Genomic DNA, 19951 nt, shown 5'->3' on the forward strand with positions numbered 1-19951 from the left:
TGTTTAGTGTACCTGATATGCCATACAGTATATAATCAACAGTTTGATTCAATTACACTCACGTCGGAAACAAATATGCTGAACAAGCTGGTTAGATTAATTTTTGGAAGCCGCAACGACAGGCTTGTTAAGAAAAAGAGAAAGCTGGTCAAAAGGATCAATGCCCTAAGTGCGGAATACGAAAAACTCTCTGATGACGCATTAAAAGCACTAACACAAGAGTTTCGCGACAGGTTAAATAAGGGCGAGAAGCTCAATAACTTAATTCCCGAAGCCTTTGCAGCCGTTAGGGAAGCGTCTTCACGCGTTTTTGGTATGCGCCATTTTGATGTGCAATTAATCGGCGGGATGATCCTTAACGACGGCAAAATCGCCGAAATGAAGACGGGCGAAGGTAAAACGCTGATGGCGACGTTGGCGGCCTATCTCAATGCCTTGCCTGAGCAGGGCGTTCATGTTGTCACCGTCAATGACTACCTTGCCAAACGCGATTCCGAGTGGATGGGCAGGGTGTATGGTTTCTTAGGATTAACCACGGGTGTCATCATCAGCCAGATGGAACACGAAGAACGCAAAAAATCCTACGCCGCCGACATCACTTACGGCACCAACAACGAATTCGGCTTCGATTACCTGCGTGACAATATGGCCTTCAACCTGGAGCAAAAAGTCCAGCGCGGATTGAATTTTGCCATTGTCGATGAAGTCGATTCCATATTGATCGACGAAGCGCGGACGCCGCTGATTATTTCTGGCCCTACCGAAGAAAATACCGATATTTACGTTAAGGCGAATGCCATCATTCCTTTCCTGGTCCGACAAGAAAAAGAGGAAGGCAATGGCGATTACTGGGTCGACGAGAAAGAGCGCCAAGCCCATCTGACCGAGAAAGGCCATGAGCATGTCGAACACCTTATGGTGGAACATGGGTTGATGACCGAAGGCACAAGTCTATATGATGCTTCCAATATTCGCTTGATGCATTATTTAAGCGCATCTTTGCGCGCTCATACCTTATTTAAGCGAGATGTTGATTATATCGTCCAAAATGACCAAGTTATTATTGTCGACGAATTTACCGGACGTATCATGCCAGGTCGACGATGGTCTGAAGGCCTGCACCAGGCCGTTGAGGCAAAAGAGCGGGTCGCCATCCAGAATGAAAACCAGACGATGGCCTCGATCACCTTTCAAAACTATTTCCGCTTGTATACCAAATTATCCGGCATGACCGGTACGGCAGATACCGAAGCGTTCGAGCTTAACAAAATTTACGGGCTTGAAGTGGTTGTTATCCCCACTCACCGGAAAATGATCCGCAAGGATATGGGCGACATGGTTTACCTGACTGCAGAGGAAAAATATAACGCGGTTGCAGAAGACATTAAGGGCTGTGTGCAACGTGGGCAACCTGTGCTCGTTGGCACAACTTCCATCGAGAACTCCGAACGAGTGTCCGTTTTGCTGAATAAGCTTGGCGTTAAACATGAAGTCCTCAACGCCAAGCAGCACGAGCGGGAGGCGCACATCGTGCAACAAGCCGGTATGCCGGGCGCGGTAACTATCGCCACTAATATGGCAGGTCGGGGTACCGACATCGTTTTGGGCGGCAATTTGGATGCCGAATTGGAAAGATTGGGCTCAGATGCCAGTGATGCCGACAAAGATAAGGTAAAAGGAGTATGGCTGGAACGCCATAACCAAGTAGTGGCTTCTGGTGGCCTGCATGTGATTGGTTCCGAACGCCACGAATCCCGTCGTATCGACAACCAGTTGCGGGGTCGTTCGGGCCGTCAGGGTGACCCGGGTTCATCGCGCTTTTACTTGGCATTGGAAGATGATCTGATGCGAATTTTTGCCTCTGACCGCGTTGCAGGGTTGATGCAAAAGCTAGGCATGGGCAATGGTGAGGCGATTGAGCATCCTTGGGTTACGCGATCCATCGAAAACGCTCAACGCAAGGTCGAAAATCGCAATTTCGATATTCGTAAAGAAATACTGGCGTATGACGATGTCGCCAACGACCAACGCAAAGTAGTTTATGCGCAGCGCAACGAGCTAATGGAAGCCAAAGATATTTCCGACATTATTGTTGAAATTCGTAAAGATGTGGTGAATATCCTGATTACTCAATACATCCCGCCCAAAACGATGGAAGAGCAATGGGATATCAAGGGGCTTGAAGACCATCTTTATCAGGAATTCAATACCGAAGTCCCGATCCAAAGAATGCTCGACCAGGACAAAAACCTGCAAGAATCGGCATTGCGTCTTCGTATCCTGGAAATCCTGGGGCAGTTGTACGGTCAAAAAGAACAGCAAATGACTTCAGAAGTCATGCGCCATTTTGAAAAATCCGTCATGCTCCAAGTGCTGGACAACAGCTGGAAGGAACACCTAACCGCAATGGATTATTTGCGCAAAGGTATACACCTTAGAGGCTATGCGCAAAAAGATCCAAAGCAGGAATACAAGCGTGAAGCTTTCGAGATGTTTACCAACCTGCTCGACCATATCAAGTATGAGGTCACTCGAATTCTTTTCCGTGTACAAGTCCGGCAAGAGGAAGATGTTCAGGCGATGGACGAGCAAATGCAAGCTCCCAAGAAATTGCACTTTGAACATGCTGAGGTGTCAGCCTTGGGTGAATATGACCCAGAAGCAGCCCTTGAAGAAAAGCCAGTGCAGCCAGCGCAACCTTTTATTAGGGAAGGCGATAAAGTGGGTCGTAACGATCCGTGTCCTTGTGGATCAGGGAAGAAGTTTAAGCAGTGCCACGGGAAGCTGAGCTAGCGCACATACCGAATGAATTGGCGGCGCGAGGATATTCACTTCTTTCGATCGCCCTTCATTATCGGTGATCGCCCGAAATCAGGATTAATGATAGGGTTAATGTTTGTCGATAGCGCAACGGCCTCTGTTTTATTCGGATTTTCGTATACGCGCAGGTAAGATGTCTTTCGTTGTCGGCCTAATCAAGGCGCTGAAAAAGAAACTAATCCTGGCTGCCATCGGAAAACTAAATGGCTGTATTTGGGTTTAATCCAGTCAAAAAATGTGTTCAGTGAGGTATGGTTTAACCCTAATTTATACGGCTATGCTATATGCCTAAACCTTAAGATATTGGAAAAACCAGTTCGCTGGTCCTAACCGGCCATTTAAAGTTGGGAGTTAATTCGTATTGTTTTGAGCAATTTTAAGTAGGGGCTTCATCGCGACAGGTGCCAATTTATTCATAGCATATTTCGTTGCCGTAAAGCATTTTATTGGGCATCCTTTTGAAATTAGGCTCGCGTCCGCATTTTCCTTTTCAATTGTTTGGGTCTGATTCAGGTTGCTGTGCATTCAAGTATTACAATTTGCACGATATTTAAGTTGTCGCCAAAGTTCACTTGGCGACAATATGGGCAAGCTTATAACTCATCTATCCCGTCTATACCTTCCACTGACCAATTAGCCATATCGAGAGCTCCATCAAGGTTGTCTCCATTTGCATAGGCTATCCGGCAGGCATATTTTTTTGTGCTTGTATTGGTTGAACTGGTAAGTGTAAGTTCTGCATTAATGACATACTCATAATTGCCTAGGCTCCATGCATTGAGCGGCTTTTCTGGGAAAGCTACAGAGTAATCGGAACCCAGTTCAGTTTTTATGTAATTATTGCAATGCAAAAAAGCAAGGTCTGTCATGGAGTTCGATATGGGTAGTTGGCTGCCTTGATCTTTGCTGTCAATAAGGAATGCATCAGATTTTACGACATCATAGACTAGTGGCAAAATTAGTTTCTGGGTGATTAATACCAGAATTCCGATGCCAATAATCAAAAACAGAAGTGAATAGTTTTTCATAAGTGAACGAGAAGCGGTTTTTTAAAGTATGTAGGATTACATATTTGCTGGCGGCATTTTATCAGAAAACCAGTATTTTCAAAGCTTTTAGAAAAGGCGATTACTTATTGAAAGCCTGTCAATGACAGAGAATACAAATGAAGATAATTTTGACTTGACACGTTCGGTCGAACTGGTAGACTTAGAACTCACTAAATGGATCAAGTGGCATAGTTGACTTTGGCTGCAAGCTAAATAAGCTATGGATAAAGGGAGAAATATAATTGACTCCCAACCTTAATAGTTGGGGATTTGATAATTTTTAGGAGGTAGAAATGGCAGCTACAACTGAATCAGTAAAAGCTGATGCTGCGGAAGCACCACTGTTAAACAAAAGAAATCTGTTTCTCGGTGTTGCTCTGTATTGCGTATTTTACGCGTGGGTTCGTTGGTATGAAGGTGTCTATGGCTGGTCAGCCGGTATGGACTCATTCGCACCTGAATTCGAAACATATTGGATGAACTTCTTGTACATCGAGTTCGTTTTAGAAGTATCTACTGCAAGTATCTTGTGGGGTTACCTCTGGAAATCTCGTGACCGTAAAGTTATGTCAATCACACCAAGAGAAGAGTTGAGAAGACACTTCACGCATTGGACATGGTTGGTATGCTACGGCACGGCGATCTATTTCGGCGCTAGCTACTTCACAGAGCAAGACGGCACATGGCATCAAACAATCGTTCGCGATACCGACTTTACACCAAGTCATGTTATCGAGTTCTATTTGAGCTACCCAGTGTACATTATCACTGGCGGTGCTGCTTTCTTGTATGCTAAAACCAGATTACCTACATATCAACAAGGCAACTCAATTCAATACATGGTTGTTACAGTTGGTCCATTCATGATTCTGCCTAATGTTGGCTTGAATGAATGGGGTCACACATTCTGGTTTATGGAAGAATTGTTTGTTGCTCCTTTACACTACGGCTTCGTATTCTTCGGATGGTCAGCTTTGGGTGTATTGGGTGTGCTAAACATCGAAATCTCAGCACTTGCTAAGTTGCTGAAAAAAGACTTGGCGTAAGCTAAAGTTTGGTTGTAATTACTATCTCCCCGGTTGCCTCTCGTCGTTAATTTGGTGGGCGGCAACTAAGGGAATATAGTAGTTAAATATAAAAATAATTTAAATCCTTTAGGAGGTAAGCTAATGAGCGCATCTCAATCAGCAGTACGATCACGTGCGGAAGCGGTAAAAGTTTCCCGTACGTTCGATTGGATGATTATGTTCACATTGTTTTTCGTTATCTTGGGCGGTTATCACGTTCACTTTATGCTTGTAGCAGGTGACTGGGATTTCTGGTCAGATTGGAAAGACAGACGTCTTTGGGTAACTGTATTGCCTATTATGGCTATTACTTTCCCAGCAGCTGTACAAGCGGTTTTGTGGTGGCGTTATCGCATCGCATTTGGTGCGACCCTTTCAGTATTGGGTCTTATTTTTGGTGAATGGGTAAACAGATACTTCAATTTCTGGGGTTGGACATACTTCCCTATAAATTTCGTATTCCCATCACAATTAATTCCTGGTGCTATTGTTCTCGACGTTATTCTGCTGGTTTCTGGCAGTATGCAGTTGACAGCTGTTGTTGGTGGCTTGGGCTTTGGTTTGTTGTTCTATCCAGGCAACTGGCCAATGATGGCTCCTTTGCATTTGCCAGTTGAATACAACGGTATGATGATGACTTTGGCTGACTTGTCAGGTTACCATTACGTTAGAACTGGTATGCCTGAGTACATCCGTATGGTTGAAAAAGGAACATTGAGAACTTTCGGTAAAGACGTTGCTCCAGTATCAGCGTTCTTCTCTGGTTTCGTGAGTATCATCGTTTATTTCTTGTGGCATTTCTTCGGTAGATGGTTTGGAAGCACCGCTTTCACAAAAGGTTCTTAAGAAGAATTTGTTTGCTAATAATAAAAAGTTTGTAGTCGATAGCCTTAGTTGCTTACCGATTGCAAGATACTCAGAAAACTATAGATTCTCTATAATAGAGGAGGATATATGAAATTAATAAAAGACAGGATAGTAAAATTGTCCTTTGTCGCACTGCTGATCACAGTAACAGCAGCGATGTTTTACACACCAACTGCGTCTGCACATGGTGAAAAGTCTCAGGCTGCATTTATGCGTATGCGTACTATTCACTGGTATGACCTTAACTGGTCAAAAGACATTGTGCCTGTAAATGACACAATGACTGTTACTGGTAAATTCCACGTGTTTGCTGGCTGGCCAGAAACTGTTGCCAAACCAGAAGTATCATTCTTGAACATCGGTATCCCAGGTCCTGTATTTATCCGTGCAGGCTCTTGGATTGGTGGTCAATTGGTTCCACGGTCTGTCTCTCTGGAACTGGGCGAAACTTACGAATTTAAAGTATTGTTGAAAGCTCGTCGTCCTGGTGATTGGCACGTTCACTCTATGATGAACGTAAAAGACGGTGGTCCAATCATCGGCCCAGGAAAATGGGTAACCATTACTGGTTCTATGAGTCAATTTACAAACCCAATAACCACGTTGACAGGTCAAACTATCGACCTCGAAACATGGAATATCGGTAATATCTATTTCTGGCATGCTTTTTGGTATGCTTTTGGTATTGCTTATATTGCATATTGGGCAAGAAACCCAGTGTTTGTTCCACGTTTGATTGCTTGTGAAGCAGGCAAAGCAGACTCACTGATCTCAGCAACTGACAAAAAAGTCGGTATGGGATTTGCTTTGGCTACTATGTTAATTGTTGCTGCAACAATGCAAAGCACAAACGAACAATATCCAATCACAACTCCACTGCAAGCAGGTTTGTTGCGTGGTATGAAGCCTATTGAAATGCCAGCAAGAACAGTTGCTGTTAAAGTAGACAGCGCTACTTACCGTGTACCAGGTCGCGCTATGCAAATGACACTGACTATCACTAACAATGGTGATTCTTCAGTGCGTTTGGGTGAATTCATGACGGCTTCTGTTCGTTTCTTGGATCCAGCAGTGCATGAAGATGATACAGGTTACCCAGATGACTTGTTGGCTGAAGAAGGTTTGACTGTTAGCGATAACAGCCCGCTTGCTCCAGGCCAAACAAGAACAGTTGAAGTAACTGCTTCTGATGCGGCATGGGAAGTATACCGTTTAGCCGACTTAATCTATGATCCAGATAGCCGTTTTGCTGGCTTACTGTTCTTCACTGATGAAGCTGGAAACCGTCAAATGGTTACTATCGATGCTCCATTAATCCCATCTTTTATCTAATAAATAAATTAAGTAGCAGATTCAAACCTGCTACATAATGGGATAAACCCTCATCACCGAAAGGTGGTGGGGGTTTTTTATTGTTTAAACTTTTTCAAAAGACGAGTCTATATATAGACCTCGTAGTTGGCGGTGAAAGTAAGCGAATATAAAATTGTATCCTACTATACAGTTTTCAATTTTTCAATTGATCTGCAAGCGTCGCGGATGGCTTCAATAAAACTTGGATAAGAATGTATAGTTCTAATAATGTCTTCATTGTTAGCGGAAAACTCCATCGCAAGGGTGGCTTCTGCAATCAGCTCAGATGCATCGCTTGCTATTATATGGACGCCAAGAATTACATCAGTTTCTACACAGCTAATAATTTTGATGATACCTTTTGACTTGTTTCTTGAAACAGCCTTTGGATTCATGGTTAGAGGAAAAAGCCCAATTTTAACGGGGTCACCAATGGACTTAATGCTTTGTTCAGTTTGCCCGACCCATGCTATTTCTGGTTCTGTATAGATAATATTAGGCATTGCCCCATAATTAATAGGTAAGCTTTTAATGCCTGCGATTTGTTCTGCAACAAAATATCCTTCGGCCAATCCCTTATGGGCAAGCATCGGCCCCAGAAGTGTTAAATCACCTATAGCGTATACATTGGGCAAATTAGTCCGATATTTTTCATTGACATGCACATAACCATTTTCATCGAGAAGTAAGTTTGCTTCGGGTGCAGCAATATTGTCGGAATTAGGTTTTCGACCAGAGGCGACAATAAGTTTATCAACCCGAATTGCATGGCTACCTTCTGAATCTTGGTATTCGACCAAAACTTTTTTATTTATGATTTTAGTCGATATAACACGTGTTCCAAGCCTTAATTCCAAACCTTGTTCGGTGAAAATTTTATAAGCTTCTCGAGAAATTTGATGATCCGCTAAGCTAAGAAATGTTTCTTGGGCATCCAATAAGATAGTTTCGGCACCTAATCTGTTCCAAATTCCGGCCAATTCAAGGCCAGCGACACCCGCTCCCAATATCGCGAGACGTTTAGGTACTTCTATAAGATTTAAAGCCGCCGTTGCATCAAGGATGAATTCATTGTCGACTACAGCACAAGGAATTGAAATGGGGTTAGATTCTGTGGCTAAAACAATGGCTTCAGAGGTTATTGTTTTAGGTGTAGGGGAAATTATTTCTACAACGTGGGGTTTTAGCAGCTTGGCACTAGCATTTATGAAATCTATTTTGTAATCATTAAATTGTTTTGCAGTTTGTAGATTTATCAAATTAAGAATGGTTTCTTTTCTTTGTACCATTTTGCGCGCATCAAACGATACATTTTCAACATTAATACCGTGAGAATTAATATTGTTTACAACAGATTCATAAAGTTTTGCGGATTCCAATAAAGTTACTGTGGCTAAACAACCTGCATTCGTAAAAATACCAGAAGCTGCTTTTTTGCTATTCCCAAGTGATAAATTATCTATGCATAAAGTTTTTAAACCTAACTGTGCACTTCTGATAGCGCAAGCACATCCAGATGGGCCGGAACCAATTACGATAACATCATATTTATTCTTGAGTTTTATCATGAATTATATATTTAGAAGTAAATGCGCAGGTGCTTCAAGACATTCTTTGATAGTTACTAAAAATTGAACGGCATCACGACCGTCAACTAGCCGATGATCATAAGATAGTGCCAAGTACATGATTGGCCTAACAACGACTTGACCGTTTTCGACGACAGGACGGTCTTTGATGGCATGCATCCCTAAAATCGCGCACTGTGGTGGGTTGAGAATTGGAGTGGACAGCATAGATCCAAAAACTCCGCCATTTGTTATTGTAAATGTACCGCCCTTTAGATCATCAAAGCTTAATGTGCCTGAGCGGGCTTTTTCGCCGAAATCAACAATGCCTTTTTCTATGCCAGCAAAATCAAGTTGATCGGCGTCACGCAACACAGGTACGATCAAGCCGCGAGGTGTGCTGATAGCAATACCAATATCGTAATAACCGTGATAAATAATGTCCGTGTTATCAATTGAAGCGTTAATAGCAGGGAAGCGTTTGAGGGCTTCTATGGACGCTTTAACAAAGAAAGACATAAAGCCCAGTTTTGTATTATGTTTTTGTTCAAACCGCGCTTTGTATTGGTTACGAAGTTCGATTATGTTTTGCATGTCGACTTCATTAAATGTCGTCAACATTGCCGCGTTTTGTTGGGCCTGCAACAGACGTTCGGCGATTTTTGCCCGTAGCCGCGTCATGGCAACACGTTGTTCGGGACGGTGCATTGAGGAGATAGTCAGGTTGGATTCTGCAGGTTCCATGGATGTTTGTTTAACTTCTGTTAGCATACTAGTATCAGTTGAAACTTTTGTCTCTTTCGGATGATCCTTGTTGAGATGATCCAAAACATCCATTTTAGTGAGACGGCCATCTTTTCCAGTTCCTGTGATTGTGGAAGGATCTAGCGCATTTTCATGAACAAGTCGACGTACTGAAGGGCTTAAAGGGATTTCCGCATGTTTGGTTTTAGGGGTAAGAGCCGTTGTGTCAATTGTGACAGGATTTTGTTTAGTGGCGATGTCAATTGTGGCTAACGGTTGGCCGCCCGTGACAATAGCGCCGCTATCTTTAAGAATGGCTGAAAGCACACCAGATTCAGGTGCCGGGACTTCCAAAACTACCTTATCCGTTTCCAGGTCCACAAGGTTTTCATTTTTCAGGACGCTATCACCCGGTTGTTTATGCCAGTTGACGACAGTTGCATCAGAAACTGATTCGGGTAGATTAGGTGTTAAAACTTCTATGCTCATATTATTTTCCTGAAGGGCTGCCGTACAAGGCAGATTGCACGACAGCTTTTTGTTGTTCTATGTGGACGTGGAAGTGTCCCACAGCCGGTGAGGCCGACGCTTCACGACCCACATAACTCACTATAATGTTAGATTTCAAATTGTCAGAAAAGTGATGTTTGGACTGATACCAAGCTCCCTGATTCTGGGGTTCTTCCTGGCACCAGACAAATTCTTTCAAGTTTGGGTATTTTGCAATTTCCGCCTTAAAAAGTTCGGCAGGAAAAGGATAAAGCTGCTCAAGACGGGCAATAGCAACATTTTTTAGGCCATCAAGCTGACGTGCCTCAAGCAAGTCGTAATATACCTTACCGGCACAAAATATTAACCGACTAATTTTTTTGGGATCAATATTATCGTGTTCACCAATTACCGGCATAAACTCGCCATCTGTCAATTCTTCGAGTGTTGAGATTGCCAGTTTATGCCTTAATAAACTTTTAGGGCTCATCACTATCAGCGGCTTTCTGAATTCACGGATAAGTTGGCGACGCAATAAGTGAAAAATTTGTGCGGGGGTGGTCGGGCAACATACTTGTATATTATGTTCGGCGCAAAGCTGCAAATACCGCTCTAAGCGGGCGGAAGAATGTTCGGGCCCTTGCCCTTCAAATCCATGAGGAAGTAGCATGACAAGCCCGCATAAGCGCCCCCATTTGGTCTCGCCAGAGCTGATAAACTGGTCGATTACGACTTGGGCGCCATTCGCAAAATCACCAAATTGGGCTTCCCAGATAACCAGGGTATTGGGCATTGTCGTGCTATAGCCGTACTCAAACCCCAATACACCGGCTTCAGAAAGCAAAGAGTCATAAATTTGGACACGGCCTTGATCCTTGTCGAGATGTTTCAGGGGCGTGTAAGTTTCATTGTCAATTTGGTTGTGTAACACGGCATGACGATGAACGAAAGTCCCTCGCCCCACATCTTGCCCAGTCAAGCGGACATGAAATTTTTCTATCAGCAAAGTTGCATAAGCCATGTTTTCTGCGAATCCCCAGTCCAAAGGCATTCCGCCTGCCGCCATTTTACGTCTGTTTTCCATCACTTTGGCAACCCTTGGATGTAATTCAAAACCAGCCGGCAAGCGCAACATCCGGTCATTGCAATATCGAATATGATCTAATGACACTGCAGTGCGACAAGGCGAGTCCCAATTTTGGTTCAGGAATTGATTCCATTGGGCACTATAGGAATAGATGTTGCTGTCCAAAACGGGCCTAGACACGATAACCCCAGCTTCAAGCTGTTGCTGGTAAGAAAGTTCCATAGCGGTTGTCTCTTCTCTAGAGATCACATTTTCCTGTATAAGTTTTTCGGCATAGACTCTACGTGAGGTCTTAAGGCTGCGGATTTTTTTGTACATCAACGGTTGGGTGGTAGACGGCTCGTCTGCTTCGTTATGGCCTAATCGACGGTAGCAGATGATATCTATCACGACATCCTTATTAAAAGTCATTCGGAAATCGAGTGCCAGTTTTGTCACAAAAATAACGGCTTCAGGATCGTCGCCGTTGACATGGAACACGGGTGCCTGAACCATGCCTGCAACATCCGTGCAGTACAGGGTGGAGCGTGCGTCAAGGGGGTTGCTGGTGGTAAAGCCGATTTGGTTGTTGATAACGATATGGACTGTCCCTCCCGTATTAAAAGCGCGGGTTTGGGACATATTCAATGTCTCCATCACAATCCCCTGTCCAGAAAAAGCGGCATCGCCGTGAATTAGCACGGGAATAACGGCATTTTTGCCATTGTCTCCCGCTCGATCCTGGCGAGCTTTTACTGAGCCTTCAACGACTGGATTAATGATTTCCAAATGGGAGGGGTTGAATGCCATGGTCAAATGCACTGGGCCGCCTGGCGTTTCGACATTAGACGAAAACCCCATGTGGTATTTGACATCACCGGAGTTCATGCCGGGAGGGTGAGAGGTCGACGCTCCCGAAAATTCACTAAACAGGCTGGATGGGCTTTTCCCCAACACATTAATCAAAACATTCAGCCGGCCACGGTGTGCCATGCCAATGACGACTTCTTTTACTCCCTTGGCACCGGAAAGTTGGATCAATTCATCTAAAACAGGGATCAGCGATTCTGCGCCTTCAAGAGAGAATCGTTTTTGGCCAACGAATTTATTTTGAAGATACTGCTCGATACCTTCTGCAGCCGTCAATAATTTTAATAGCCAGATTTTTTTTTCGGATTCAAATTTTAGATTAGCTGTGTAACTTTCTATGCGGGTAATTAACCATCGCCGAATATGGGTATCGACAATATACATATATTCAGAGCCAATACTGCCGCAATAAATTTCTTTTAGACGCTTGATAATTTCCCGCAAGGGCAATTTGTCCGCCCCATAGAGAGCGCCCGTGTCAAACAAGGTATCCATATCCAATTCGGATAACCCATAATAAGCCGGATCCATATCCGTAAGCGCCGGAATGTCGCCGCCTAGTGGGTTGTTGCTGGCAATCTGATGTCCACGGACACGGTAATGGTTAATTAACCGAGCCACTGCGGATTGTTTTTTGACGCTTTCCTCGGTAAAGCCCTGTAGCTGGGCGATGCGGGTTTGGGGTTTTTGCGCCAGTTGTCCAAAACGCTCTACGATAGGGCCATGAGGGATTTCATAAGCCACACCATTATGTATTTCGCCGAATCGTTGCCGCCAGCCGGGTTCGACCGATTCTGGGTCTTCCAAGAACTGTTCATAAAGATTTTCGACAAAAGTGGCGTTGTTTCCGTTTAAGGAAGAAGAGTCTTTAAAAAATTCAAGCAGTGTTTTCATTTTAGAGGGATACCCGTATTGTTCTGCGATAGCTATCTTTAAGGAGAGTATCAAAAAACCAAAAAGTTCTCTGGCAAATCCCTTAACTTGTTGCAATTCTAAGATACTATAGCCTTCAAAACCCAATTTGGCTTGAGATAGGCAAAAAATATTACCAACAGGTTTTTCATAGCAATAACTATACGTATATTAACAAGATATAGCACTTTATTCGACAAAATATATGCTATAGTTGATCTTGTATAGCAATCGTATTGGTTCACCTGGACAAGGTTAATTCTTTTATGTCAGAGCAGAAAAATATAGTCATCAAGGTAAAGTTTCCCACACCTGGAAAAACATCGGCCAAAATTGGCCCTGGCTCAGGTGTGATAGCAGAATGGAACTTTAAGCGTATAGGCTTAGCACTCGGTGGTTTATTGTTGATACTGATTTCGGTATTTTATTTTATGGGGGACGACGATCAGCAAAATAAGACCAGTAGTGTCCAATTGGTATTGCCTGAACAAAAACCTGAAATAAAACTCTTGCCCGACAAGGCTGTTATTAATGCCCCAGAACAGCCCAAATTGGAAATTGATAAAGCGATTGTTAGGGCGCAATTAACCAGCGATATTAAAAAGAATGAACCGGTAGATAACCTAAAGATACCATTAAAAATAAGCAAAAAAGAAACCTTATGGATCTATTATTTTGTTGAATTAAAGGGTATGGAAGGCAAAACTGTTTACCACGAATGGTGGTTAAATGGCAATTTGGTTTCAAGGAAAAAAGTGAATATCTCGGACGACCCTTGGCGCACGGCCAGTAAACAATTGATCACTTATACAAGTAATAATGACTGGATAGTCAGGGTCGTCGATGAATCAAGGAATAAATTAGCCGAGAAAAGCTTTGGCCTCAAATTGAAATGAGCTATTCAACAGTAAAAAATTTATTGCAACAAAAACTAAAATGATAAAATTCCCCATTTACTTTAGGCGCAATAATGAGTGATTATCAAAACCTTTCCGAATCTGAATTGAAGGCTGTGATTGAAAATGCGGAAACCGCATTAAAAAACAAACAAGCCAATAAACGAAAAGAAGTGATTGCCAAGATTAAAGAATTGGCGGCTTCCATCGATGCCAGTGTCGAAATACACGAAGCAGGTAAAAAATCTTCACGTCCTGTTCCAAAAGTGCCTATTAAGTACCGCCACCCTAATAATCCAGAAAAAACATGGACTGGACGAGGAATGACCCCTAAATGGATGCAGGCGTTACTCGATAAAGGCCATGATCGTTCTGAGTTTAAAGTTTAGTTTCATTTAAAATTAGCTTGTTAAAGGCAATAACTGGCAAATTTAAAAGTTGTCAGTTTTCTTTAATGAAAGCTTGAATGTCTCTTCTTGCCTGCATAATCCAATTGCCATCTTTTATATTCAAGTTATTTTTGGGTTTGATTTAATCAATATACCGTTTGATTAAATTACCATACTCATCAATTCTCCGGTCTCGTAGATAAGGCCAAATTTGCCGAACCCGCTCGGTTCGTGTCTTGTCGAGAGTGCATGTCAAAAGCTGCGCATCGTTTTCATTTGCGGTAGTTAATATTTCACCTTGCGGTCCGGCGATAAAGCTATTACCCCAAAATTGTATACCCTTATCTGAGTCCGGTGCTTTCTCGAAACCGATGCGGTTACAGGCGATCACCGGAAGGCCGTTGGCAATAGCATGAGAACGCTGGATAGTGATCCACGCGTTTAACTGGCGTTGGCGTTCGTCGTCATTATCTTCAGGGTCCCAACCGATAGCGGTCGGATAAATAAGCATTTCTGTGCCTGCCAAAGACATTAGCCGCGCCGCTTCAGGAAACCATTGGTCCCAGCAGATCAAGACCCCTAGCTTTCCTATGGAGGTCTCAATAGGCTTGAAGCCGATGTCCCCCGGGGTGAAATAGTATTTTTCGTAAAACCCTGGGTCGTCCGGGATGTGCATTTTCCGGTATTTTCCCGCCAAGCTGCCGTCCTTATCAAAGACTACCGCCGTGTTATGGTAAAGCCCTGCTGCCCGTTTCTCGAATATTGTCGAAACAATCACAATCCCCAGTTTTTTTGCCAATCCCATTAAAAACTCGGTGGTAGGTCCCGGTATGGATTGGGCGAGGTCAAAATGGCGGTAATCCTCATTTTGGCAAAAATAAGGGTCAAGATGCAGTTCGGGCAATACGACCAAATCGGCATTGTTGGCAGAAGCCTCATAAATTTTTGCGACCGAATAATCGAAATTTGCCTGCCTGTCTTGGTTGCAAGGTTGTTGGACAGCGCATACGGTGAGTGTGGTTTTCATAATAAAAGGATAGGTAATTTAACGGCTTTATTCTAGCGATTTACAAGCAGGGATGACAGGAAATTCAATGCTTCTGCTTGAAAGTATTCGTAAAAAGCAGGGAACTGGGGGCAAATTAAATATAGCCAGATAAAATAGAATGTTGGTTTAGCATCTTTAGTTTGTTTAGCTAAAAGGTTTTAGCGATAATGATACCCATATTAGCCCTATTGAATACGGTTGAAGAATGACAGAAGAGATCAGAAGCGGTATTGAGTTGATGTTTGCAGGCATGGGCATCGTGTTTATTTTTCTTGCTATGCTTGTTGTTGCGATCAATCTAATGTCTGCCGTGTTGCAGCGTTATTTCCCTGATAGGTCGTCAAAATTGCTTTTTGTGTCCAGCAGCATTGATAAGAGTACAGTTGCCGCGATCACCGCGGCGGTTCATCAATATCGAAGCAAGCATTACTGATTTGATATACCTTGTTTATTATCCGGCGTTTTGGGATGTAAATCGAGATGATTGGTAACGCATAAAGAACGCCAGCTTTAAGAGAAAATATCAAGAATGGTAACAAGAAGCAAAAAAAAGCCCCTGGCTATTACCGAAGTTGTGCTGCGTGATGCACACCAATCCATCTTAGCAACCCGTTTGCGGATCGAAGATATGCTGCCAATTTGCGGCAAGCTCGATGAAATCGGGTATTGGTCGATGGAATCCTGGGGCGGCGCGACGTTTGATGCATGTATTCGCTATCTGGGCGAAGACCCATGGGAACGCTTGCGCTTGCTTAAAAAAGCCATGCCCAAAACGCGACAGCAGATGCTGTTACGCGGCCAAAATCTGCTGGGCTATCGCCACTATGCCGATGATGTCGTTGATAAGTTCGTTGAACGAGCGGCGATAAACGGCATTGATGTGTTCCGCGTCTTTGATGCCATGAATGATATGCGTAACATCGAACGTGCCATCAAAGCGGTGCTGAACACCAATGCCCATGCTCAAGGCACTATTTCTTATACCACCAGCCCTGTCCATAACCTGGATGCCTGGATAACACTAGGCAAGCAGATTGAAGACATGGGTGCACATTCCATTTGTATCAAGGACATGGCGGGTTTGCTCAAGCCCTATGATGCATTTGAGTTGGTGAGCCGCCTGAAAAAAAGTACGGCTATCCCCATCCACATGCAATGTCATGCGACCACGGGCTTAAGCGTACCCAGTATTATCAAGGCGGCGGAAGCAGGCATAGACAATGTTGATACCGCTATTTCGTCGTTAAGCATGACTTACGGGCATAGCCCTACCGAAACGATAGTTGCCAGTTTTGAAGGCACAGACCGCGATACGGGTTTGGATTTGGTCAAGTTGGAAGAAATCGCGGCTTATTTTAGGGAAGTCCGCAAAAAGTACGCCCAGTTTGAAGGCAGCCTGAAAGGGGTCGATAGCCGTATCTTGATCGCCCAAGTTCCGGGCGGCATGTTGACCAATATGGAAAGCCAGTTGAAGGAGCAGGGCGCGGCGGACAAGTTTGATGAAGTCATCAAGGAAATCCCGCGTGTGCGCGAGGATTTGGGATTTATTCCATTGGTTACGCCGACTTCGCAAATAGTTGGCACCCAGGCCGTGATTAATGTCATGAACGGCGAGCGGTACAAAACTATCACCAAGGAAACAGCAGGGGTATTAAAGGGCGAATACGGCGCGACTCCCGCTCCCGTTAATAAGGCATTGCAAAAACGGGTGCTGGATGGGGCCACGGCTATTACCTGCCGTCCGGCCGATTTGCTCGAATCGGAAATGAACAAGCTTGTTGCCGATGTGTTGGAAAAAGCGGAGAAAGAAGGCATTAGGCTGGCTGAATGCGTTGAAGAAGATGCCTTAATCAATGGCATGTTCAGCCAAGTGGGCTGGAAATTCCTGGTCAATCGGGGTAATCCGGCTGCATTTGAGGCCGTACCTGATCCCAAGGCATTTGCTTCCCTATCGACAGCGCAGGCTAACAAATCGAGTTCGGCTGTTGAAACCTATTCGGTTAATGTTGATGGGCGAAGTTTTAAGGTCGCCGTAGGCCCAAGTGGTTCTGACTTAAGTATCAAGCCAGAAGTCAGTGCGGCTTATGCAACGCCTGCATCCAGTAGTGGCGAGGTGGTCGTTGCACCGATGGCGGGAACAATTTTGAAGATACTGGTTGAAGTGGGTGCCAGCGTCGCCAAAGGCGAAGTGGTCGTCATCATGGAAGCCATGAAAATGGAAACCGAAATACGTACAAAAGTTGCGGGGATTGTTAGCGCGATTAACGTAAAAGAAGGCGGTACGGTCGCCAGTGGTGATGTGCTGGTTTCTTTATAAGTAAATATGGAAAACCTACTTTCATTGTGGCACAGCACCGGGCTTTATAACTTTACCGGCGGTCAGGCATTCATGATGCTGGTTGGTTTTGTGTTACTGTTTCTTGCCATCAGCAAGGGCTTTGAGCCGTTGTTGTTGCTGCCGATTGGATTTGGCGCAATCCTCAGCAATATTCCCGTAGCGGAAATAGCGCACGAGGGCGGATTGCTGTATTACCTGTATTACGGCATCAAAATGGGGATTTTCCCTTTGCTGATCTTTATGGGGGTAGGCGCGATGACCGATTTCGGCCCCATGATAGCCAACCCTAAAACGCTGCTGTTGGGCGCGGCGGCACAATTCGGCATTTTTGCGTCTTTGCTGGGCGCGTTGGCGCTCAACATCATCCCTGGATTGGAGTTCAGCCTGAAAGATGCCGCCGCCATCGGCATTATCGGTGGCGCAGACGGGCCAACCGCAATTTATGTCGCCTCAAAACTAGCACCGGATTTATTGGGTGCGATTGCAGTCGCCGCTTATTCCTACATGGCTTTGGTGCCGTTAATCCAACCGCCGATCATGCGGGCGTTAACGACTGAAGACGAACGCAAGATTGAGATGCAGCAACTGCGTGATGTCAGCAAGGCTGAAAAGATCGTGTTTCCTTTAATGCTGTTATTGCTGTCCGTTTTGCTATTGCCGTCTGCCACACCCTTGATCGGTATGTTTGCTTTAGGAAATTTGATGAGGGAAAGCGGTGTGGTGGAACGCTTAAGTAACACCGCACAAAACGAACTTATCAATATCGTCACTATCTTTTTAGGCCTTTCGGTAGGGTCAAAGCTCAGTGCAGAGGCATTTTTACAACTGAAGACGTTGGGCATATTGGCATTAGGCGCATGTGCCTTTGCCATCGGCACGGCAGCGGGTGTCGTCATGGCGAAAATCATGAACCGATTCAGCAGCACCTTGATTAACCCGTTAATTGGCGCAGCAGGCGTTTCCGCCGTCCCCATGGCAGCGCGGGTTGCCAATAAGCTCGGCCTGGAAAGCAATCCGCATAACTTCTTGCTCATGCACGCCATGGGCCCCAATGTCGCCGGCGTGATAGGCTCTGCGGTGGCGGCGGGGGTTTTGTTGAGCCTTGTAAAATAGTAAGGTACGCATTGCGTACCTTACGTAGTTAGTGGATATGAACCTCACGCGACTTTACCGTATCGCCTCGGCGTAAGGTATAGTCTTCCTGGTCGCCAGACATCTCCGTTCCATCCGCGTTAAGCTGGATAAGCGTACCCTCATCGACAATACGGTATTGCCCAACTGCGGGTTTGTCTTTGGGCGTTAACACGACAGTACGTGTATCGTCATTCCAGGTGAATTTGCCTTTTTCAAAAAACTCCCGTGACGATGGTTTTGCGGGTTGGGTCACCAACAGGTAATTATTGTTACGCTTTAAGGACAAAGTGATTTTGATGCCACTGCAATCCTCTTCCTTGCAGGGGAAGTAGCCGTAATAAATGCCCCGAAAATCCGGGCCCTTATCCGGCATATTGGCGTGGCCTGCATGTTCGCCATGCTGTAAAACCTCGCGCTGCCTGAGCAATTTATCTTGCATTTGCTTGTCTGACTCAGCCACGGCAGGGTTAACGGCGGAAAGCAGCATACTGACAAAGACCAAAGTCAGACTAGGTGTTATTTGTTGTTTTAATGATGGCATATAAACACTTCTGTTAATGGGTTGGCGAGCGATAGGATGCGGGTGTTAATTGTATTCCCGAAAGGGTAATAATGGTAGGGTGCGTTTCACGCACCATTATAAAATCCGTTTTATTGTTAGGTGCATGGAATGCACCCTACATGACTACATGACTGGACGACTTATAAAACCCGTTCGTGGTGAGCCTGTCGAACCATGAACGGAAGCAACATTCCCTCTCCCCTTGTGGGAGAGGGTTAGGGTGAGGGGTGTATAAGGTGTCGCTACCGCGACGGTTATTTTAATGTGGGTTCTCGTACCCACGGACGAGATACTTTTCTTTGTGCGGGCAAAGAAAAGTATCCAAAAGAAAACCGCCCGATGCCGCTTGCTTCCTGCGCTCTGACGGTTTTATCGGGGTTTGCTGGAAGGGATTTCCTATCCCTCCAGCAAAGCACGGCATCCCTGCCGTGCCCCTACGGGCTATTCCCGATAAAACCGCCAGTGCTCGGCGCGGCATAAGGGATTATGGGTGGAAATCGTAGGTTGCGGGTGAACTTGTGAACCCCAACAAATAGATGGAACATTGTCATGTTGGGGTTCGTACCTCACCCCAACCGTGCTTAAGATTTCACAAAGCAATCCCCGAAAGCCCAGATTATAGTCCCTAATCCTACCAGTATTTTTCCGATAAGTGCCGTGTATTTTGAGTACGTATAATAAGTTTCTGGAACTAATGGTAAATATTTAAGGGCTTTTATCTTTTCTGTAACAACCACATCTTTGATTGTATCAGCTTTTCCAATATCGGGTTCTATACC

The 19951-nt window shown here is 44.6% G+C and carries 17 protein-coding genes; 9 read left to right on the plus strand and 8 right to left on the minus strand.

Annotation, left to right across the window (positions count from 1 at the left end; all coding sequences use genetic code 11):
* Positions 1 to 75: 75 nt before the first annotated feature.
* Positions 76 to 2793: a preprotein translocase subunit SecA gene (gene secA / locus MGMO_RS10100; RefSeq protein WP_023494954.1), complete on the plus strand. Its 2718-nt coding sequence runs from the start codon at positions 76 to 78 to the stop codon at positions 2791 to 2793.
* 620 nt (positions 2794 to 3413) lie between these two features.
* On the opposite strand, the gene MGMO_RS10105 is transcribed toward secA, so the two are convergent.
* On the minus strand, positions 3414 to 3848 hold the full coding sequence (locus tag MGMO_RS10105) for a hypothetical protein (RefSeq protein ID WP_023494955.1): 435 nt from the start codon (positions 3846 to 3848) through the stop codon (positions 3414 to 3416).
* A 314-nt stretch (positions 3849 to 4162) separates the two neighbouring features.
* On the opposite strand from MGMO_RS10105, the gene amoC reads away from it, so the two are divergent.
* From amoC to amoB, 3 genes are all read left to right on the plus strand, one after another.
* Positions 4163 to 4915 (plus strand): bacterial ammonia monooxygenase, subunit AmoC, encoded by a 753-nt coding sequence (gene amoC / locus MGMO_RS10110; protein ID WP_023494956.1) that lies wholly within the window; start codon positions 4163 to 4165, stop codon positions 4913 to 4915.
* A gap of 123 nt (positions 4916 to 5038) precedes the next feature.
* The gene (gene amoA, locus MGMO_RS10115; protein ID WP_023494957.1) at positions 5039 to 5782 is read left to right on the plus strand and encodes a bacterial ammonia monooxygenase, subunit AmoA; all 744 of its coding nucleotides are present in this window, start codon (positions 5039 to 5041) and stop codon (positions 5780 to 5782) included.
* Between the two features lie 108 nt (positions 5783 to 5890).
* Entirely contained in the window at positions 5891 to 7135 is a 1245-nt protein-coding gene (amoB, locus tag MGMO_RS10120) for a bacterial ammonia monooxygenase, subunit AmoB (protein ID WP_023494958.1), read from the plus strand.
* Positions 7136 to 7299: 164 nt separating this feature from the next.
* On the opposite strand, the gene MGMO_RS10125 is transcribed toward amoB, so the two are convergent.
* From MGMO_RS10125 to MGMO_RS10135, 3 genes are read right to left on the minus strand one after another with little or no spacing between them, the layout of a single operon-like run.
* Positions 7300 to 8724, minus strand: coding sequence for an FAD-dependent oxidoreductase (locus MGMO_RS10125; protein WP_023494959.1), 1425 nt, complete (start codon positions 8722 to 8724; stop codon positions 7300 to 7302).
* 3 nt (positions 8725 to 8727) lie between these two features.
* Complete coding sequence (gene odhB / locus MGMO_RS10130) at positions 8728 to 9957, minus strand: 2-oxoglutarate dehydrogenase complex dihydrolipoyllysine-residue succinyltransferase (protein WP_023494960.1); 1230 nt, start codon at positions 9955 to 9957, stop codon at positions 8728 to 8730.
* 1 nt (position 9958) lies between these two features.
* Positions 9959 to 12787, minus strand: a complete 2829-nt coding sequence (locus MGMO_RS10135) for a 2-oxoglutarate dehydrogenase E1 component (protein WP_036307445.1) — start codon at positions 12785 to 12787, stop codon at positions 9959 to 9961.
* A 284-nt stretch (positions 12788 to 13071) separates the two neighbouring features.
* Between MGMO_RS10135 and MGMO_RS10140 the strand changes: the two genes are divergently transcribed.
* Positions 13072 to 13701 (plus strand): DUF2914 domain-containing protein, encoded by a 630-nt coding sequence (locus tag MGMO_RS10140; RefSeq protein WP_023494962.1) that lies wholly within the window; start codon positions 13072 to 13074, stop codon positions 13699 to 13701.
* Between the two features lie 74 nt (positions 13702 to 13775).
* A complete protein-coding gene (locus tag MGMO_RS10145; RefSeq protein WP_023494963.1) occupies positions 13776 to 14090 on the plus strand; it encodes an H-NS histone family protein in 315 nt (104 codons plus the stop codon).
* A 142-nt stretch (positions 14091 to 14232) separates the two neighbouring features.
* On the opposite strand, the gene MGMO_RS10150 is transcribed toward MGMO_RS10145, so the two are convergent.
* Entirely contained in the window at positions 14233 to 15117 is an 885-nt protein-coding gene (locus tag MGMO_RS10150) for a carbon-nitrogen hydrolase (protein ID WP_023494964.1), read from the minus strand.
* Positions 15118 to 15343: 226 nt separating this feature from the next.
* On the opposite strand from MGMO_RS10150, the gene MGMO_RS10155 reads away from it, so the two are divergent.
* The 3 genes from MGMO_RS10155 to MGMO_RS10165 all read left to right on the plus strand — a co-directional run bounded on the left by MGMO_RS10155 (position 15344) and on the right by MGMO_RS10165 (position 18589).
* Positions 15344 to 15571, plus strand: coding sequence for an OadG family protein (locus MGMO_RS10155; RefSeq protein ID WP_023494965.1), 228 nt, complete (start codon positions 15344 to 15346; stop codon positions 15569 to 15571).
* Positions 15572 to 15667: 96 nt separating this feature from the next.
* Positions 15668 to 17455 (plus strand): sodium-extruding oxaloacetate decarboxylase subunit alpha, encoded by a 1788-nt coding sequence (oadA, locus tag MGMO_RS10160; RefSeq protein ID WP_023494966.1) that lies wholly within the window; start codon positions 15668 to 15670, stop codon positions 17453 to 17455.
* A gap of 6 nt (positions 17456 to 17461) precedes the next feature.
* Positions 17462 to 18589 (plus strand): sodium ion-translocating decarboxylase subunit beta, encoded by a 1128-nt coding sequence (locus MGMO_RS10165; protein ID WP_023494967.1) that lies wholly within the window; start codon positions 17462 to 17464, stop codon positions 18587 to 18589.
* Between the two features lie 28 nt (positions 18590 to 18617).
* Here the strand turns inward: MGMO_RS10165 and MGMO_RS10170 are convergent, their stop codons facing one another.
* From MGMO_RS10170 to MGMO_RS20585, 3 genes are all read right to left on the minus strand, one after another.
* Positions 18618 to 19151, minus strand: coding sequence for a copper resistance protein NlpE (locus tag MGMO_RS10170; RefSeq protein ID WP_023494968.1), 534 nt, complete (start codon positions 19149 to 19151; stop codon positions 18618 to 18620).
* A gap of 280 nt (positions 19152 to 19431) precedes the next feature.
* Complete coding sequence (locus tag MGMO_RS19015) at positions 19432 to 19650, minus strand: hypothetical protein (RefSeq protein WP_082458342.1); 219 nt, start codon at positions 19648 to 19650, stop codon at positions 19432 to 19434.
* A gap of 103 nt (positions 19651 to 19753) precedes the next feature.
* Positions 19754 to 19951, minus strand: a 198-nt coding sequence (locus MGMO_RS20585; protein WP_036307426.1) for a hypothetical protein, incomplete at its 5' end; no start/stop codon positions are given.

Origin of the sequence: Methyloglobulus morosus KoM1 (genome assembly GCF_000496735.2) — a bacterium.
GTDB classification, from domain to species: Bacteria; Pseudomonadota; Gammaproteobacteria; order Methylococcales; family Methylomonadaceae; genus Methyloglobulus; species Methyloglobulus morosus.

Bases quoted from the DNA above. Each gene is read 5' to 3' on its own strand.
- secA (WP_023494954.1), top strand. From the start codon at position 76: ATGCTGAACAAGCTGGTTAGATTAATTTTTGGAAGCCGCAACGACAGG.
- MGMO_RS10105 (WP_023494955.1), bottom strand. From the start codon at position 3,848: ATGAAAAACTATTCACTTCTGTTTTTGATTATTGGCATCGGAATTCTG.
- amoC (WP_023494956.1), top strand. From the start codon at position 4,163: ATGGCAGCTACAACTGAATCAGTAAAAGCTGATGCTGCGGAAGCACCA.
- amoA (WP_023494957.1), top strand. From the start codon at position 5,039: ATGAGCGCATCTCAATCAGCAGTACGATCACGTGCGGAAGCGGTAAAA.
- amoB (WP_023494958.1), top strand. From the start codon at position 5,891: ATGAAATTAATAAAAGACAGGATAGTAAAATTGTCCTTTGTCGCACTG.
- MGMO_RS10125 (WP_023494959.1), bottom strand. From the start codon at position 8,724: ATGATAAAACTCAAGAATAAATATGATGTTATCGTAATTGGTTCCGGC.
- odhB (WP_023494960.1), bottom strand. From the start codon at position 9,957: ATGAGCATAGAAGTTTTAACACCTAATCTACCCGAATCAGTTTCTGAT.
- MGMO_RS10135 (WP_036307445.1), bottom strand. From the start codon at position 12,787: ATGAAAACACTGCTTGAATTTTTTAAAGACTCTTCTTCCTTAAACGGA.
- MGMO_RS10140 (WP_023494962.1), top strand. From the start codon at position 13,072: ATGTCAGAGCAGAAAAATATAGTCATCAAGGTAAAGTTTCCCACACCT.
- MGMO_RS10145 (WP_023494963.1), top strand. From the start codon at position 13,776: ATGAGTGATTATCAAAACCTTTCCGAATCTGAATTGAAGGCTGTGATT.
- MGMO_RS10150 (WP_023494964.1), bottom strand. From the start codon at position 15,117: ATGAAAACCACACTCACCGTATGCGCTGTCCAACAACCTTGCAACCAA.
- MGMO_RS10155 (WP_023494965.1), top strand. From the start codon at position 15,344: ATGACAGAAGAGATCAGAAGCGGTATTGAGTTGATGTTTGCAGGCATG.
- oadA (WP_023494966.1), top strand. From the start codon at position 15,668: ATGGTAACAAGAAGCAAAAAAAAGCCCCTGGCTATTACCGAAGTTGTG.
- MGMO_RS10165 (WP_023494967.1), top strand. From the start codon at position 17,462: ATGGAAAACCTACTTTCATTGTGGCACAGCACCGGGCTTTATAACTTT.
- MGMO_RS10170 (WP_023494968.1), bottom strand. From the start codon at position 19,151: ATGCCATCATTAAAACAACAAATAACACCTAGTCTGACTTTGGTCTTT.
- MGMO_RS19015 (WP_082458342.1), bottom strand. From the start codon at position 19,650: ATGCCGCGCCGAGCACTGGCGGTTTTATCGGGAATAGCCCGTAGGGGC.